This window comes from Fibrobacter sp. UWB10 (assembly GCF_900182935.1).
Taxonomy (GTDB): Bacteria; Fibrobacterota; Fibrobacteria; order Fibrobacterales; family Fibrobacteraceae; genus Fibrobacter; species Fibrobacter succinogenes_O.
The window spans coordinates 574,969-592,457 of the sequence record NZ_FXUE01000002.1 but is presented as its reverse complement, the minus strand read 5'-3'; the positions used below and the strand labels follow the sequence as shown (position 1 = coordinate 592,457).

Genomic DNA, 17,489 nt, shown 5'->3' with positions numbered 1-17,489 from the left:
TTTGGACTATAGAAAGACGGGGCTTGCGCGCTCCGTTTTTTTATTTTTGTCGTCATGAGCAATTCTTTGTTTGAAAAATTGAGTCGTATCCCCAGTTTTTGCGCCCCGCTGTTTGGGCTGTTGTTTGTTGCATCTTTAATTTCTTGCGCCGGTAACGGAAAGCCGCTCACCGAATCGGACCCGCAGTCCGAAGGTTCGCAGGCAGCTAATTCCGGGAGCTACACCGACGACTATTTTGACGAAGGTTCGGCAGTAAATTCGGACGCGAGCACCAAATCGACCCGCAAAAACACCGCCAACAGTTTCAGTTCCGACGGATTCAGCTTCATTTTGCCTCAGGGCGGCGCAGGCGACTGGGCGCTCGTGGGCGATGACGACGGGAGCGCCCACGAGAGCGGCGTCCCCTACGAATTTTATAACGCAAGCACAGGACGCCGCGCGGTCCTGGTCGAAATCGAACTCCCCAAGGGCGAACCCATGCGACTCATGGACCGCGCCCAGATGGAGATGCAGGCATTTGAATCTAGCGGCAAGAAGGCAACTCTCGCAGAAACATATCCCGAAGAAAATTTCGGCGGTACAGGCGTTTTCTTTGACGTCGCGGGCAAGCGCTACGACAGCCCCTACGAGGCCGTCGGCTTTGTCACAGGCGCCGGGAGCCGCGTGTACACGCTCACGCTTTCGGCCACTGACACGCCGCTCCAGCCGGGCGAACTCAAGAACGAATGGAAGGAATTCTTCGCAAACTTCAGCATGCGCGAAACCGCCGCCAGCGAAGGCCCGGAACTCTCGCCGAACAACGTGCAAAGCTTCAACTCCCCCGCCCTCGGCTACACTTGGGCTGTCAAAGACACCCTCTGGCATCACTGGACAGGTATCGCCCGCCAGAACGACGACCCGGACCTGGTGCTTAGCAACAAGGCCGAGGACGTTTCGCTGTTCGTTTACGGTGCGACAGTAGAAAGCGACGCCGTGAATTCGCAGGATTTGTTCAAGGTGCTACTCGTACGCCTGGGCGTAGACCCGAATAATCCGACGCTTGAAAGCCACCGCCAAAAGGTCGGTGACCGCTATGCGCAAGACTTTAGCCTGACTCACGTAGTCAACAAGTTCGACTTCTATTATACAGGCCGCTATTTCTATGATGACGGCCGCGGAATCATGATTGTCAGCTGGACACAGGGCGTGAACAAAAAGAAATTCGCCAAGGTCATGCAGCACGGTATCGAAGGCCTGACCGTGGGCGAAAAGCCCGCCACCGCCAGCGACGCTGAATCCGCCAAGAAACAGGCTAAGTTCAACGCCGCCATCATGAGCCAAGTGGGTATTTTACGCCTGCTCGAAAACCAGCCGCTCGTAGCCCTCAGCTACTTTGAACGCGCCAACCGCATGGATCCCGAAGAACCGCTGTACCTGATTAACTGCGGATTCGTGTACCAGATGAAGGAACTTTACGGCCCCGGCATCAGCCATTTTGAAAGCCAGCGCGAACTGGTGCAAAAGAACGGCAAATTGCTCTCGATTTTGGGCGAAATGTACGAAGCCTTGTTCGACTACGGCCGCGCCCGCGAATGCGCCGAAGCAGCCCTGCGTTACACGCCGAACAATCCGGAATACGTCATCAACTTGAGCGATGCCCTCTGGGGTCTCGGTCAGCGCAACCAGTCCTTGGTCGTCGTGCAACGCCTTTACGACACGCAGCCGAGCAGCCGCTTGGGTGTTTACCTCGCCAAGACTTATATGGGTCTCGACCAGTACGCCGAAGCCGTGGACATTCTTTACCAGGTACGCCGTCGCTTTGGCATGAGTGTAGAACTCGGCACCACCTTGATGGATGCCCTCATGTTCCTTGGCCGTTACGAAGAAGCCCGCGCCATCAGCGAAGAAACGCTCGCCAAGGACCGCAACGACTACAAGATTTGGACCACGCAGGGCAAGATTCTCTTCTACAGCCGCAACTACCGCGACGCCGAAAAGTCGCTCACCAAGGCTCTCGCCCTCAAGCCCGATAACGAAGACGCCAAGAGTTTCCTCAGCGCCACGAAGGCATTCCTCGGCAAGGCTGACAACCGCACGTTGCAAAAGCCGATTACGCCGGTGGAAGAACGCACCAAGAATCTGAAGAGCCTCCTCAGCGAAACAGCTAAAAAGCAGGGCACCGAAGGCGACTTCCCCGCCGTCGTGCATTACAACAAGCAGACTTTGAAGGCCGAAAAAGGCGCAAACTGGGTCCGCACCGACGAAATGCTCATGGAAATCCTCGACATTCGCGGCGCCGCCATCTATCGCGAATTCAACTTCGACTTTTTGCCTGGATTCGACCGCATTTACCTGAACGCCCTCGAAGTCTACGACAGCAACTGGAACTTGAAGCAGAAGGCGAACCTGAACGGTGCCTACATTACCTACGCCACCGAAATCGGCGGGCAGAACGAATCGCAGACAGCGCACTTCCCGCTGCAAGAACTTGAACCGGGCGACTTTATTTACCTGCAGTTCAGCCGCACGAATATCGAAAACAAGGGCATGATTCCTTACACCGACTTCGTGAGCAGTAAGGATGTTCCCGTGGGTGAATCCAGCTTCCGCATTTACGCCGACACAGCCCGCTTCGTGACCGAAGAATACGGCCCGCTGGAAAAGAAGGCAATCAAGGGCGGCATCGAATGGAAAATCGAGAACCCGGTTATCATTCGCAAAGAACTTTACATGCCCGTGTACCGCGACTTTGGCGCAGGCCTGATGCTCACCGGCAAGCAGGAATGGAAGAACGTGGGCGAAGATTACCAGAACCTGATCAAGCACCAGTTCAAGCAGGCCGTGAGCGTGCGAGAAAAAGCCCGCGAAGTCCGCGGCAGCAAAGCCAACGACAACGCCGTCAAAGCCATCGTGAACTTTGTGCGCCACGATATCCGCTACCGCGACGTGCGATTCGGCGGACACAGTCTGATTCCGCAAACCGCCGAAGTCACGCTCAAAAAGCACCAGGGTGACTGCAAGGACATGGCACTCTTGCTCAAGGAAATGCTTGAATCCATCGGCATCAAGAGCTACCTGACGGCCATTCACCTGACCGAAGAAGGCTTTGCCGGCCTCCCGACGATTCAGCAGTTCAACCACATGATTCTCTATATTCCGGCGCAAGGTCAAGTCACCGAACGCTGGGTCGATGCCACCGACAAAACCGGCAACGATCGACCTGTGCCGCTCGACATGGAAGGCAAAGTCGCACTCGTAATCAACGACGACAGCAGCCATGTGGTCACCACGCCGATTCTCGAAGACAATCAGGAACACCAAATCGGTATTGAACACCGCCTGTTTATCGGAAACGATGGTGCCTGCGAATTCCGCGACTCCATTTCGCTGCAGGGCAAGTTCGCCAGTGTGATGCGCAACCGTTTCTTTGGCCGCGACGCCAAGGAACAGGAAAAGCTGATGGAAGAATTCCTCGCCTCGGGCATTCCCGACGTGAGCATCGGCAACATCCGCATCGAAAACCTTGCCGAATTCAACAAGCCGCTGGCCCTGATTGTGACATACGCCTCCAAGGGCTACTTCGGCCAAGGCGGATCCGAACTCAAGGGACGCTTCCCGAACGTGTGGGAACGCAGCCTGTTCAAACTCCCGAAGGTATCAAAGCGCCACCACCCGATTCGCATGCCGCACGAAACGCAGTTTGCATACAAATTAAGCGTTACAGCTGCAAGCGGCAAGACGGTCAAGATTACCGGCCCGAAGCCGCTTAGCCGCGACCCGGATTACGTGAGCTACGAGAAGAATTTTGACGGCAAGAACAGCATCAAGTGGACCACCTTCGCGCTTTACGCCGACCCGGCCGAATACAACAAGATTCGCGAAGAATGGACCTACTTGCTCAGCGAAACCAGCCCCATGATAGAAGTCAAGTAAGCACAAGAATCAATAAAAGTGCCACACGGATTTGATTTTGCTAACGCAAAATCTTTTATGAAAAAATATTTAAAGTCCAATTAGATAAAACGTTAGTTTTATCCAATCCGTGTGACCAAAAAAGAGCTTGCTTCCCTACTTTTAACGTTTACTTTCTTCTGCCTTTTGCCTGCATTTTTCTACATTTGCAGGCACTATGAGCATTTCTATTCCTCAGTTGCCTAAGGGCACACGCGATTTTTACCCGGAAGCCGAGCGCATCCAGAATTACATTTTTGACACCTGGCGTAGCGTCGCCGAATCTTTTGCCTACGAAGAATACGAAGGCCCGATGTTTGAACATCTGGAGCTGTATACAGGCAAGTCCGGCGAAGAAATCGTAAGCCAGCTTTACAACTTTAAAGACAAGGGCGACCGCGAAATCGCACTCCGCCCCGAAATGACTCCGACGCTCGCCCGCCTCGTAATCCAGAAGGCCCGCGAACTCAAGAAGCCTTTCAAGTGGTTCAGCATGCCGCGCCTTTTCCGCTACGAAAAGGCACAGAAGGGTCGTCTTCGCGAATTCTTCCAGCTGAATATGGACATCATCGGTACCGAAAGCATTTACGCCGAAGCCGACCTGATGGCAGCCATCGCTACCATGCTCCGCAAGTTCGGCCTGAAGGACGGCGAATTTGCGATTGGCGTTTCTAGCCGCAAGCTTTTGGCCACCTACCTCGAAGAAATCGGCGCCCCGAATCCGGCACTCGTTTACCCAGTGCTTGACCGCCGCTTAAAAATCGGCCCCGAAGCATTCGCCAAAGCTCTCGCCGATGCAGGCCTCTCCGAAGACCAGGTGAAAAAGCTGGATGACTTCATGAGCTGCAAGAGCATCGAAGAAGTCAAGACCAAGGTGCATAGCGAAAACGCAACTGCAGCCCTCGCCGAAATCGAAGACCTGTTCGCAACGCTTACCGCCGCAGGTTACGGCGAATGTGTGAACCTGGACCTTTCCATTGTTCGCGGCCTCGCCTACTACACCGGCATCGTGTTCGAAGTCTTTGACAAGGGTAAATCCATGCGCGCTATCGCTGGCGGTGGCCGTTATGACAGCCTCACCGAAAAGCTCGGTGGCGAACGCATTCCAGGCGTGGGCTTTGGCATGGGCGACGTGGTTCTCGCCGACTTGCTCTCCGAACACAAGTTGCTCCCGAGCCCCAAGCAGAGCGTGGACTTCTACATCGCAAGCTTCGGCAACGACATGAAGAAGGTTTTCGAAACCGCTCAGGTTTTCCGTAGCGCAAGCACGGGTAAGCCGTTCTCGGTCGCACACCCGCTCGCCGCCATGAAAATGGGCAAGCAGCTCGACCAGGCCAATTACCAGGGCGCGAAAATCGTCGTGTACGTCGACGGTTCCAAGGCAGCCGCAGGTGAATTCGAATACAAGGACATGCGCACCGGCGAAATGTTCGTAGGAAATACAGAAGCCATCGTGGAGCGCTTGAAGGCATAAATAATTAAACGCTTATGATGTCCCCCCTAAAAGTTCTCTTATCTATCATTAGCTTGTTCGCCGTACTGGGCCTTGTTGCCCTCATTTACCCGAATGACGGCATTCACATTGGCGACTCGACGCTCCGTTACCCGAAGCTCACCGAAATCTTCGAAAAGCAGTCTGTGCAAGATTCCCTGATTGATTCTACCGCAGCTGTCGACCCCGAAGAAGCTATCCGTGAGATGATGGAAGCGACCAAGCGTAAAGAGTTTGCCGCCTTCAGCGACTCGCTCAAGTTCTATGAGGACTTTTTTGAGAAGGGCAAAACGCGTTTCGATTTGCCGAACAACGACGCCACGTGGTTTGACCGATTCTTCTTGCACCTGGAACTCGCCGAACTCGATTCTAACGTTGTACACGTAGTGCATTACGGTGACTCGCAGCTCGAAGAAGACCGAATCTCGGCCACCATTCGCGAAGACTTGCAAGATGAATTCGGCGGTGCAGGCCCGGGTATGATGCCCGCCATTATGACCGTGCCGTCTATGACCACAAGCCACGCCGGCGTGGGCGCTCTCACCCGCTACATTCTGTTTGGCCCCAAAGAAGACGAAGCAGAACACACGCGCTATGGTCCGCTCGCCCAGCTTGCAAAGCTCGAAGGCGAAGCCTCTATCACTATCCAGCGCCGCAAGGAACGCAAAAAACAGTTCAGCCATGTGGGTGGTTACAGCACCATTCGACTCCTCACGAACAAGAACGCACGCCTTAAGGCCAAGCTCAACGTGAACCGCACCATCGTCGAAATCGTAGGCGAAGACGACGAAGGCAACCCCAAAGAAAAGCGCACGACCAAGGTCGTAGACGCAGGCGAACCAATCATCGACACTTACAACAAGCTCAAGGTATACACCTGGAAACTCGAAGACACCACCTCGATTGCCAAGATGTACCTTTCGGGCAACGCAGAAATCTACGCGATTTCTGCAGACGGCGCATACGGAGTCGCAGTCGATAACGTGGCCATGCGCGGCTCTTCGGGCACAATCTTCCACCGCATCGATACCGAACTTCTGGCCGAATCTTACAAGGCCATGAACGTAAAGCTCATCATCATGGAATACGGCGGCAACCTGGTGCCAAGCATTACCTCGAGCAACATCGAATGGACCAAGAAAATCATCACGCGACAGATTCAGGCGATTCAAAAAGCAAACCCCGACGCCGACATTCTGTTCATTGGCCCCGCCGACATGGCACGCCAAAAAGACGGCCAGTGGCAGACCTATTCTGGCCTTGCGATGACAATCAAGGCCCTGCGAGAAGTCGCTCTGGAAAACGGAGCCGCCTACTGGGACATGCACCGCGTGATGGGCGGCAACGGTGCCATGATCAAATGGGTTAACAAGGAACCCGCTCTCGGATTCACCGACCACATTCACTTTACACGCCGTGGCGCTGCCTACATGGGCGACCTGTTCTGCGCCGCGCTCCGCATGCATTACGACTACTTCAAGTTCCGCGACCGTCACCACATTACCGACGAAAAGCTCAAGGAACTGCACCAGTGGAAGGCCGAAAACAAACCGCTTGAAGATGCTATCGAAACGCCCAAGCCGGCCAAACCCGTCGTAAAGCCTGTCGCCAAACCTGCGCCTAAGCCAGTCAAAAAGCAAGTCGCGCCCGCCCCCAAGCCCGCGGCAAAGCCTGCTCCGGCAAAAACTTCGGCAACAAAGATCCCGGCGACAAAAAGACTTGAAATGAAAGGAGCGAAAAAGAAATGAAGCGCGTACTCCTGACCTTTGCGCTAGCAGCGCTCTCTATTTTTGCAGAAAATACTTTTGCAAAAGACGTGCCGCCTGCTCCCGGTGGCTTTTCCCTAGACCTTTCGCGCTACGACTTTATCGACACCACGCAGAACGTGATCAAGTTCCCCAAGGGCAACGCCTCGTTCACCACCTTCTTTAACAAGATGGACACGCTCGTGTTTGAAAACCGCGGCCAAGTCCGCATTCTGCACGTAGGCGGTTCGCACCTGCAGGCCGATGTGATTTCTGGCCGCATTCGCGAGCACTTTATCAAGGAATACCCGGGGGCTTCTGCTGGCCGTGGATTCGTGTTCCCGTATTCTGCCGCGCGCACCAACACGCCCGCAAGCTACGCCAGCGCCTACAAAGGCATTTGGGACATGAACAAGAACGTGCAGCGCGAAATCAAAAAGCCGCTTGGCCTTTTGGGCATTGCCGTAAGCACCAGCGATCCGCGCTCTGAAATCACGCTGCTTTTGGACAAGTACAATTCTACCCCGCTCTGGGGCGAAACCAAACTCCGCCTGTTCGGCTACAGCGACGCCGGCGATGTAGTGCCCGTGCTCAAAGTCGATTCCAACGAAATTTACGGCATACTCGACACCGCAAGCCAGAGCTACGTGTTCACAAGCCCGCGCCCGATCGATACAATTCAAATTGCCTTCCGCTGGATTGATTCTCTGAAGCAGGCCGAGATTGCGAAATTCATTACCGACTCGCTGTTGCAAGATTCCATTGCTCGCGCCAAAGAAGATTCTATCAAGAAGGCGAACGGCGATACCGCCCAAAAGAAAGTTCCCGAGCCCGCGAAGATTCCGAACAACGTAGCGTTGCCCGAAGTTGCCCGAGATTCCATGTTCCAGGGTGAATGCGACGTGCTCGACACCGCATGCTTGCGCCGCGAAGAAGCCAAGAATAAAACTCGCAGCTGCGCCGAAAAATTGGGCAAGCCTGTGGTGAACTACGCCGAGGGCGAAATCGATTCCACGAATTATGCCAACGAGCATTGCATTGCAGAACCTACAGCCGAGTCCGATTCCGTCAAAAAGAATGCACGCCCGCGTTTTACGCTCACCGGCATTTTGACCGAAACCGATGCGCCTGGCATTACCTACACGGGCGTTGGCATTAACGGCGCGAAGGTGCACGACTACTTTGAAGAAGTCTGCCCGCTTTTGGAAAAACAGCTCGCCTTCTACAAGCCCGACCTGGTGATTTTCGCCATCGGCATTAACGACGCGAACGTCGAACGCTTTAACGACAAGCAGTTCAAGGGCGACTACGACAAGCTTATTGCCCGAATCAAGAAAGTGAACCCGAATGTGGCTATCATTTTCGAGACGAACAACGACATGTTCCGCAAAGTCAAGAAAAAGAAATACGTACAGCACCCCAACGGCGACGTGGCCCGCAAGGCATTCTTTGCGCTGGCCGACAAGTACAAGGCCGGTGTGTGGGACAAGTTCGGAATTATGGGTGGCCTCGGTTCCATGGCCAAGTGGGAAAAGGCCGACCTCGCCAAAGCCGACAAAGTGCACTTCAAGCTTTCGGGCTACAACCTGCTCGGCGATCTGTTCTATAAAGCAATTATTCAGTCATACCAAGAACATATAGCCAATTTACCCGCCGAAAAAAGAAAGGAAGAAGTAAAATAAGGATTTGCACCAGTGTCATCCTGAGTGAGGAACCGAAGGTTCGAAGTCGAAGGATCTAAAATCAATATGCTTGACTATTTAATTCCATATTTATCTCGAACTTTTTCGTTTGACCCGAACAGTCCGCTGCTGTTTACGCAGTTCTATTTCTGGGGATTTTTCGCCTGCGTGTTCGCGGCGCTCACCCTGATTAAGAACCGCATTCTGCTGCGCAACGCCTTCTTGTTTGCGACAAGCATGTTCTTCTACTACAAAACGAGCGGTAGCTACGTTTGCATCCTTATTTTCTGCGTGGTCGCGAACTTCTTTATTGGCAAATGGATTGAACGCGCCGAGGAGCAGTGGAAAAAGAAACTCTGGATGATCATCGTGGTCATCATCGACTTGCTCGTTCTGTGCTACTATAAATATTCCTACTTCTTCTTGGACGCTCTCTACGACTTTACCGGCATCGAACTGCACGTATACAACTTCTTCGCCGCCGCAAGCAACAAGATGTTCGGCACGCATTCGCTGGTAGACACCATTATTCTGCCGGTGGGCATCTCGTTCTTTACGTTCCAGGCCATGAGCTACTGCATCGACATTTACCGCGGTAAAATCAAGGCCGTCGACAACATCCTGAATTTCGGTTTTTATCTCACATTCTTCCCGCAGCTGGTGGCAGGCCCAATTGTGCGCGCCGACAAATTCGTGCCGCAACTGTATCGCAAATACTTCTTGCCGCGCCGCACCTTTGGCATCGCCGTGTTCTGGATTCTGAACGGTCTCGCCAAAAAGATCATCCTGAGCGACTACCTGGCCACCAACTTTGTGGACCGCGTCTTTGACACTCCCCTGCTGTTTACCGGCCTCGAAAACCTGATTGCATTGTTCGCCTACTCACTGCAGGTTTACGCCGACTTCTCCGGCTATACCGACATCGCCATTGGCGTCGCCCTCCTCATGGGATTCCGCCTGCCGCAGAACTTCAACAGCCCTTACAAGGCGCTCAGCCCCACCGAATTTTGGCGTCGTTGGCACATCAGCCTTTCGAGCTGGTGGCGCGACTACCTCTACATTCCGCTGGGCGGTAACCGCAACGCCACCGTGGGCACGTATTTCTGGATGGCATTTCTGAGCCTTGTGGCCATTATGCTTTCGGGCAGCGTACTCGTGGGCGTCATGCTCGGGCTCCTGTTCGCCTACATTTCCGTTGTTGCCTACTTTAGGCCCGAATCGCGCAAGTTCATTACCACCAACATGAACGCCATGGCTACCCAGATTGTGGGCGGTTGGTGGCATGGTGCCAGCTGGAACTTCATTATTTGGGGCGGTCTGAACGGCTTTGGCCAGGTGTTCAACAAAATCTGGTGCAAGCGCAGCCTCAAGTTCCGCACTATTACCGCCTTCGTGCTGTTCGCCCTGAGCGCCATCATCTTCAAACAGTCGCACACCGCCATCTTCGCGATTACGGCAGCCTACTTCGGCGTGCTATTCACCGGTCTGTACATTGTGTGGGTATACCGCCTGTTCAGCGACAAAACCTACCACTGGCTGTATGTGGCCTGGAACGTGTCGCTCACCTTCGTGTTCATCACCTTCACGCGACTCTTCTTCCGCGCGGGCTCGAACCTGGACCCGGCCGAAGCCAACGAAGTCGCCTGGAACACCGCCAAGAACATGGTCCAGCAAATGGGCTGCGCCTGGAAATGGGGCACGCTCAGCACCATCGCCTGGGAGCACATCAACATCATCCTCGTGTTCATCGCGGGCATGCTCATCCACTGGATTCCCAAGAAGATCAAGAGCCGCTACCGCATCATGTTCGCCTCGCAGCCGATTCCCCTCATGGTCGTAACCACGGCGTTCATCATCTTCGTGATTTACCAGTTCATGAGCGCTGACAGCTGCCCATTCATCTACTTCCAATTCTAGCACACTCGCAGAACAAATAAAACACGCATTATTTTTTTACAAACCGTGCAATCAGGTGATTGCACGATTTTCTTTTTTAGTGTCTAGATTTGTGTTTCGAAAAGCGTAGTTTGCGTTTTCTTAAGGATTTTATTATATTTAAAAGAGGTATAATATGTCAACAGCTAGCATTTCAAAAGATTTTTCGATAAGGAGTCAGAAAATGGCTGATTCCTTGCTAGATGCTTTGGTTAAGTCCGGCAAAAAGTCCAAGTGGGTTTCTCTGGATTCCAAGAAAAAAGCATCTGAAATGAGAAGAATCAAAAAATTGTTTGCTAAATAATGCGTGTTTTTTCCAGCTACCGAATTGTAGACTTGCTCGAATCCGAAGCAAGTTCTTTTGTAAAGGGTGCAATTAAAAATTTCTCTAGTACGTATAAACCGGCTTTGGGAACGAATCCTGCACAAAAGAATGATGATGTTGAAACATTTCTGAAAAAGAAAGCAGAAAACTTTTCTAGACAGAAGTTGTCTATGACTCATTTAGTTCTGTCTTCCATCAATCAGGAATTATTAGGATACTTTTCATTGACTATTAAGCCTATTTCAATACCGGCAAAGTTTGTAGACATTTCTAAGAGTACAAAGCGTAAGTGGGCGAAATTTGCCTCTTATGATAAGGATCGTGATGTCTACGTAGCGTCTTCATATCTTATAGCTCAGCTTGGGAAGAATTATTCCAACGAAATACAACATCCCATAAGTGGAGAAAACCTGCTAGATGTTTGTATGGCCAAAATTAAAGAATGCCAGGATGTTGTAGGCGGCGGGATGGTGTTTTTGGAATGTGAAAAAAGAGAAAATGACGCAAAACTAGTTGATTTCTACCAAAAGAATGGTTTTGTAGAATACAATGTGAGAAATAATTTAGTTCAGATGGTGCAACGAATCTGAACACAGGTCTACCCCCTTATGCACCCCAGCGATTAGGGTGGGTGGTGGGAGGCGGAGGTTGGGTCGCGGCAACAGGGCGCGGGCAGACCGCTCACTATACCTTGGGCATCATGACGGTTTTGTTAAATTCTTCAGGAGTCGTGAAGGTCGGGACGATTTTGTGGAGGGCCTGAATGGCCTTCTGGTCGTCGTTTGCACTCGCGGCGTTTTTCAAATCCCACAGCTGGTCGACGAAGGAATCCAGGTCAATGGGAATCTGCTTGCCGATGTAAATGAGCTTGTTCTTGGTCTTTTGCAGGCCTTCCTCGCCCATCAAGAGTTCTTCGAGCAGTTTTTCGCCCGGGCGCAGCCCCGTAAACTTGATTTCAACATCCTTATACGGCACCTTGCCATACATACGAATCAAGTTCTCGGCCAAAGTCACAATCTTTACTGGCTGCCCCATGTCGAGCACAAAGATTTCACCACCGTGCGCAAAGCTTGCGGCTTCGAGCACCAGGTTCACCGCTTCCGGAATCGTCATAAAGTAGCGGATAATGTCCGGATGCGTCACGGTCACGGGCTTGCCCTGCTCAATCTGGCGCTTAAACAGCGGAATCACGGATCCGTTAGAGCCAAGCACGTTGCCAAAGCGGGTAGTCACAAATTCGGTGCGGCAATCCTTTTGCTGCGCAAAGAACTGCACAATCATTTCGCAGCAGCGCTTGCTGGCCCCCATCACGTTCGTGGGGTTCACCGCCTTATCGGTACTGATCATCACGAACTTCTTGACGTTGTTGATCAGCGAAAGCGTCGCCATATTGAACGTACCCACCACATTGTTCTTAATGGCTTCCATCGGGTTATTTTCCATGAGCGGCACATGCTTGTGAGCCGCCGCGTGGAACACCACCTGCGGTTTGTACTTCTTGAAAATCTGATTCATGCGGAAGTAGTCACGCACGCTCGCAATAATCGTGACCAGGTTCAGGCTCTTGCCGTATTCCATGACCAGTTCTTGCTGAATATCGTAGGCATTGTTTTCGTAAATGTCCACGATAATCACCTGGGCCGGATTGTACTTGGCAATCTGGCGCACGAGTTCGCTACCGATACTGCCTCCGCCGCCGGTGACCATGCAAACCTTGTTCTCGATAAATCCGCGTATCTCGGAATTGTCAAACTTAATCGGCTCACGGCCCAAAAGGTCTTCCACCTTGATATCGCGAATCTGCGAAATATAGTTGGACTTTTCGGACTCCGAGACATCTTGCAAGCAGCCCACGAACGGCAGAATCTTGACCGGGAGCCCCGTCTTGCCGCACAAATCGAGAATCACCGCGCGGTCTTTAGGCGGGCAACTCGGAATTGCAAAAATAATCTGTTCAATGCGTTCCAAGCGCGCAATCTTTTCGATATCACTTGTACCGCCGGCCACCAGCACATCGTTAAAAAACTTTCCAATCTTGTAGCGGTCATCGTCAATCAAGCACACCGGGTACATATTAACCGTATCAACAGCGCCCACAGCATCGTTTTCTTTGGGCGATTGCAAACGCTTGATTTCATCGAGCAGCACGCGCGTGGCCTCGCCCGCACCAATAATCATGGTACGGCGTTTTTTGCCCTCTTGTAGGCCCGCATTCACCAGCGAAATAAACGTTCCCTTGAACATGTAACGGAACAAGCACACACCCACCGTTGCAATCACGCAGGTGAGCACAGAAAAAATCGGGAACCCTGTACCAGAAATCAGATAAAACAGAACAACAGCTACAACAAAACCGCCCACAATTCCCTTGACGCAACTCAGGTAGTCGCGCAAGTTAAAGTAGCGCCACAATTTATTGTATGCACCGAACAAAAGCTGGCAAGCAAAACAGCAGAACGCGCAAAGGAGCAAAAAAGAAAACAGCTGAGCGCGACCAATGCGGTCCGAAAAAATAGGCAGCGGCAAATTCACCAACAAACCGGCCACTAAGACGATAAACGCATCGACTAGTGCCAAAAGCCTCTTGCGAAGTCTAAAATTCGTAAAGAGCTGCGAATATTTTGACATGGAATTTTGCCCCTATAGATTAACTTGTGACAAATATAGTAAAAAAAGTTTACAACATGAACATGACGCGGAGGTTGACGTAGCGGTCGTCAAAGAATCCGTATTCCCCGAAGAAAGCTACGTGGTTGCCGCGGTAACTGACGGCGGGTGTCAGGGAGTAATGGAGCGGAGCGTCATGCGTAAAGCGTTTGCGAATGGTCTTGTAGGGGTCTTCTACATCGCTACCGGCATCGGTCCCCTTCCAGAGCCACTTGTTGTGGAGTCCTACAAACACGCTGGATAGCCCCGCCAACTGGAGTTGGCCATACAAAGTCCAATCAATGGCCAAACTGTTCGGACCATTGGGGTTCCCGAGCGGTTGGCCTAAATGAGCCATTTGCGCTTGAGCGGTGTCGTAATGGCAGTAGGTATAAGGTTCAACACGGGCAATCTCGGCAATCGTCCCAACCTGCAGCGCATGACCGTTCACATCAAAGTCGTAACCGGCCTGCAGGCCAAGCATGCCCGCCCAGCGGTTGTTGCTGTACTTGTTTTCGTACACGGCCATCGGCGATTCCATATCGTCCAAGAAGAATTCGCCGTAAACACGCACCGCATTAAACAGGCGGTAATTCAAGTCAAAAGCAAGCGCACCGTTGTTTACGTGTTCAGAATAATTGCCTTTTTCAATAAAGAGCGGCACCAACGGCACAAAAAGCCAGGGCTTGTTTTCGTTGTACAGCACCTGCAATTCGCTCATGCCCACAGTCAAGTTACCCAAGGCAAGTTCGTAACGGTGCGCATACAGATTGCGGTCGTTCAAGTTGTCCATGCTATAGCTCCAACTGTTCACGCGCAAGTCGGCATACACGCTAAACACGCGGAGCGGGCCAAACGTAAAGTCCAGGTTGAGCATGTTGTAGGGCAACGCAAACTGGTTGAACGTGAGATTATTATAATAGCCCGGCCCCCAGTGCAAAACATCACGGGCAAGCGAGATTCGCGCCCAGGCGTAGTTCAGCCCCAAGTGCGCACGGTAACGGGCGTAGCTCACGTAGTCAGCACCGGCATTACCATCTTCGGTCTGAACATCGAACACCTCGCCGTCAAAGCTCTTGGGCTTTTTGGCCGCATGCTGTTCGGCATAAATGCGGGCGTCTAAATCAAAGTCCAGCGAATCCGCATAGCCACGCAAATACAATCCGCCATCGATGCCCGGCCAAATGGTATCGCCTAACGCTTCCCCACCACGGTAATCGAGCCCTACCATAGGTGACGCAGCAATCGCAAAGCGGTGAGCGTCTTTACCTGAGCCAATGGAATCGGCATAGTACACCATCGCGTTACTTTCTTTGTTCGCAAAATCACGTACAAAGTTGTAATTACGGCGCGGGTAGGTAAAGAATTGGCGAGCCTCGCCCACCGTATGGCGGTGGTAGTCCATGAGCATGGGCAAGTAGTCAAGCGTACGCAAATTGCGGTTGCGCTCAGAAGAGAACGTGGACTGAGCAGGACAGAGAACTGCGAGAATCAGTATGCAAATAATCAAGTGCTTCATATTCAGGATCCGAGAGGAGGTCCCCGGTCAAGCCGGGGAAGACAATAGGGCGTAAAAAAAGGGTCGGCGGAGCCGACCCGTTGTCAGTAGCAAGAATTACTTTTCAAACGGAACCAGTTCCACACGGCGGTTCTGTTCGCGGCCTTCCTTGGTGTTGTTGTCGGCAATCGACATTTCAGAGCCGTAACCGATAGCACGCAGGCGGTCAGCTTCGATTCCCTTCTTCTTCAAGAAGTCCACCACAGCCTGAGCACGCTTTTCAGAAAGCTTCTGGTTCGTGGCTTCAGAACCGGTGTTATCGGTGTGACCCTGCACTTCAAGGTTAGCAGACTTGACCTTGCGCATGAGCGAGGCAATGTCGTTCAAAGTTGTGTAGCTCTTCTTGGTGAGCTTGGTCGAACCGGTCTGGAACTGAATGCCCTTCTTGAGTTCATCCAGGTTTTCCTTCTTATTCACCGGGCAGCCATCTTCCTTAACAGCAATGCCTTCCAAGGTGTTCGGGCACTTGTCCTGGTTGTCGGCAACGCCGTCTTTGTCACCGTCGAGCACGCAGCCCACAGAGTCAACCGGCAAGCCAGCTGCGGTACCCGGGCACTTGTCCTGGCCGTCAAAGATGCCATCGTTATCGGTATCAGACGGGCAACCAGTGCTGTCTACTGCAAGGCCTTCCTTGGTGTTCGGGCACTTGTCCAGATTGTCAGGTACGCCGTCTTTGTCAAAGTCCATCGGGCAACCGGTGCTATCAACGCTCACGCCGTTCGGAGTGTTCGGGCACTTGTCCGCATTGTCAGGAACGCCATCTCTGTCAAAGTCGAGCATGCAACCCAAGTAGTCCACCACAATGCCTTCCGGAGTGTTCGGGCACTTGTCGCTTACATCCGGAATGCCGTCCTTGTCGCTATCGAGACGGTTCAGAGAATCCAAGCGAGCGCGTTCGGCGGCGTTCAAGGCAGCAGAATCCACCATCGAGTTTTCATCGGTCAAAATCACGGAATCCTTGTCGGCGCAACCATCGGTATTCACAGACACGCCAGCCGGAGTGTTCGGGCACTTGTCATAAGAATCAACCACGCCGTCCTTATCGGTATCAAGCGGGCAACCTTCGGAGTCAACCTTAATACCCTTCTTGGTATGCGGGCACTTGTCCTTGTTGTTGTTCACGCCATCGTCATCGGAATCGCGCCACAGGTCAGCGCCAAAGCGCCAAGTGAGGAGTGCGGCACCCGAAATAAGCGGAGTCGGAGCATAGCAGTACGTGACTTCGGTACCCTCGCGGCTCGTGTAACGGATTACACGGTCTTCGCAGCCATCCATTTCGTCTTCGTGATCGAAGCCAAGGTTCTTGAAGGTACGCACGGCCACTTCAAGTCCCATAGCAAAGTCGATGTTATACGGCAGGTGGAAACGGAAACCCGGAGTAATGAGCATCGGGTCTTCGCTCGGTTCAAACTTGTAGATACCCTTGGTCTGCAAGCGAGCTTCGCCGGAGTATTCCACAAACACATCCACCCAGTCCTTCGGAATCCAGTTCACGCCAGCGCTGTACATAAGCACATTGGTCAAGTCCTGGTCGAGCGGGTACACGTAGCTAGCCGACAAGTTAATACGGAACGGCTTACCCCACTTGGTAAAGTCCCACGTGCCAGCAAGGCCTGCGGCAAAAACCCAGTCGTTAGCAGTAAAGGGGTGAGTATAACCATCGCTGTTCAAGTACCACACATGGCGGGGGCGCACACCGGCAGCCTCTTCACCCGTAGGAATATACATGTTAAGCATCAAGGCAACGCCGAACACATTGTTGGTATCGAGCGGGAGCCTGATCTTGGACCACAGGTCCAAGTCGCCGCGGCTCGTGGCCCACTGGTTCGTTGTACCAGCCGGTCCTTTGGAGTTAGCATGTTCGTAGTACACTGGCAAAATAGCGCCCACGTCTAACCAGTTTAACAAACCAATGCCTACAAAGAAGTTACCGGCCTGGCTATAGTCCCAGTCATTATAGCTGTAAGTTTGACCATTCACCTCAAACATGCCGCCACGGGAAAGGCCCCACGACGAAAGAGAGATGTTGCCACCTGTACCAATGGTAAAGTTCCACTGGCCAAGCGTCTTGGCATTAATCTGGTGGAGACCGTCAGAGCCGCCCTCCATGCCTATCTGGGCAAAGCTAAAGCTTGCAGCCAATAGAGCCATTCCAAGTATTTTTTTCATGAGTTGT

The 17,489-nt window shown here is 52.5% G+C and carries 9 protein-coding genes; 6 read left to right on the top strand and 3 right to left on the bottom strand.

Features of this window, described 5'->3' with window-relative positions:
* The first annotated feature begins 54 nt into the window (after positions 1-54).
* The 6 genes from QOL41_RS07030 (at position 55) to QOL41_RS07005 (ending at position 11,699) form a co-directional block, all read left to right on the top strand.
* The gene (locus QOL41_RS07030) at positions 55-3,912 is read left to right on the top strand and encodes a DUF3857 domain-containing protein (RefSeq protein WP_283429192.1); all 3,858 of its coding nucleotides are present in this window, start codon (positions 55-57) and stop codon (positions 3,910-3,912) included.
* 196 nt (positions 3,913-4,108) lie between these two features.
* Positions 4,109-5,404: a histidine--tRNA ligase gene (gene hisS / locus QOL41_RS07025; RefSeq protein WP_283429191.1), complete on the top strand. Its 1,296-nt coding sequence runs from the start codon at positions 4,109-4,111 to the stop codon at positions 5,402-5,404.
* 53 nt (positions 5,405-5,457) lie between these two features.
* Complete coding sequence (locus QOL41_RS07020; RefSeq protein WP_283429190.1) at positions 5,458-7,170, top strand: SGNH/GDSL hydrolase family protein; 1,713 nt, start codon at positions 5,458-5,460, stop codon at positions 7,168-7,170.
* A complete protein-coding gene (locus QOL41_RS07015) occupies positions 7,167-8,849 on the top strand; it encodes a GDSL-type esterase/lipase family protein (RefSeq protein ID WP_283429189.1) in 1,683 nt (560 codons plus the stop codon). Before QOL41_RS07020 ends, QOL41_RS07015 begins: the two co-directional genes overlap by 4 nt.
* A gap of 66 nt (positions 8,850-8,915) precedes the next feature.
* Complete coding sequence (locus QOL41_RS07010; protein WP_283429188.1) at positions 8,916-10,766, top strand: MBOAT family O-acyltransferase; 1,851 nt, start codon at positions 8,916-8,918, stop codon at positions 10,764-10,766.
* Between the two features lie 354 nt (positions 10,767-11,120).
* Complete coding sequence (locus QOL41_RS07005; RefSeq protein ID WP_283429187.1) at positions 11,121-11,699, top strand: GNAT family acetyltransferase; 579 nt, start codon at positions 11,121-11,123, stop codon at positions 11,697-11,699.
* Between the two features lie 94 nt (positions 11,700-11,793).
* On the opposite strand, the gene QOL41_RS07000 is transcribed toward QOL41_RS07005, so the two are convergent.
* From QOL41_RS07000 to QOL41_RS06990, 3 genes are all read right to left on the bottom strand, one after another.
* Positions 11,794-13,737, bottom strand: coding sequence for a polysaccharide biosynthesis protein (locus QOL41_RS07000; protein WP_283429186.1), 1,944 nt, complete (start codon positions 13,735-13,737; stop codon positions 11,794-11,796).
* A 49-nt stretch (positions 13,738-13,786) separates the two neighbouring features.
* A complete protein-coding gene (locus QOL41_RS06995; RefSeq protein WP_283429185.1) occupies positions 13,787-15,274 on the bottom strand; it encodes a hypothetical protein in 1,488 nt (495 codons plus the stop codon).
* Between the two features lie 96 nt (positions 15,275-15,370).
* On the bottom strand, positions 15,371-17,482 hold the full coding sequence (locus QOL41_RS06990) for an OmpA family protein (protein ID WP_283429184.1): 2,112 nt from the start codon (positions 17,480-17,482) through the stop codon (positions 15,371-15,373).
* Positions 17,483-17,489: the final 7 nt, after the last annotated feature.

What these genes read in the sequence shown, in the direction of transcription:
- QOL41_RS07030 (WP_283429192.1), top strand. Translation starts at nt 55, where the DNA reads ATGAGCAATTCTTTGTTTGAAAAATTGAGTCGTATCCCCAGTTTTTGC.
- hisS (WP_283429191.1), top strand. Translation starts at nt 4,109, where the DNA reads ATGAGCATTTCTATTCCTCAGTTGCCTAAGGGCACACGCGATTTTTAC.
- QOL41_RS07015 (WP_283429189.1), top strand. Translation starts at nt 7,167, where the DNA reads ATGAAGCGCGTACTCCTGACCTTTGCGCTAGCAGCGCTCTCTATTTTT.
- QOL41_RS07010 (WP_283429188.1), top strand. Translation starts at nt 8,916, where the DNA reads ATGCTTGACTATTTAATTCCATATTTATCTCGAACTTTTTCGTTTGAC.
- QOL41_RS07000 (WP_283429186.1), bottom strand. Translation starts at nt 13,737, where the DNA reads ATGTCAAAATATTCGCAGCTCTTTACGAATTTTAGACTTCGCAAGAGG.
- QOL41_RS06995 (WP_283429185.1), bottom strand. Translation starts at nt 15,274, where the DNA reads ATGAAGCACTTGATTATTTGCATACTGATTCTCGCAGTTCTCTGTCCT.
- QOL41_RS06990 (WP_283429184.1), bottom strand. Translation starts at nt 17,482, where the DNA reads ATGAAAAAAATACTTGGAATGGCTCTATTGGCTGCAAGCTTTAGCTTT.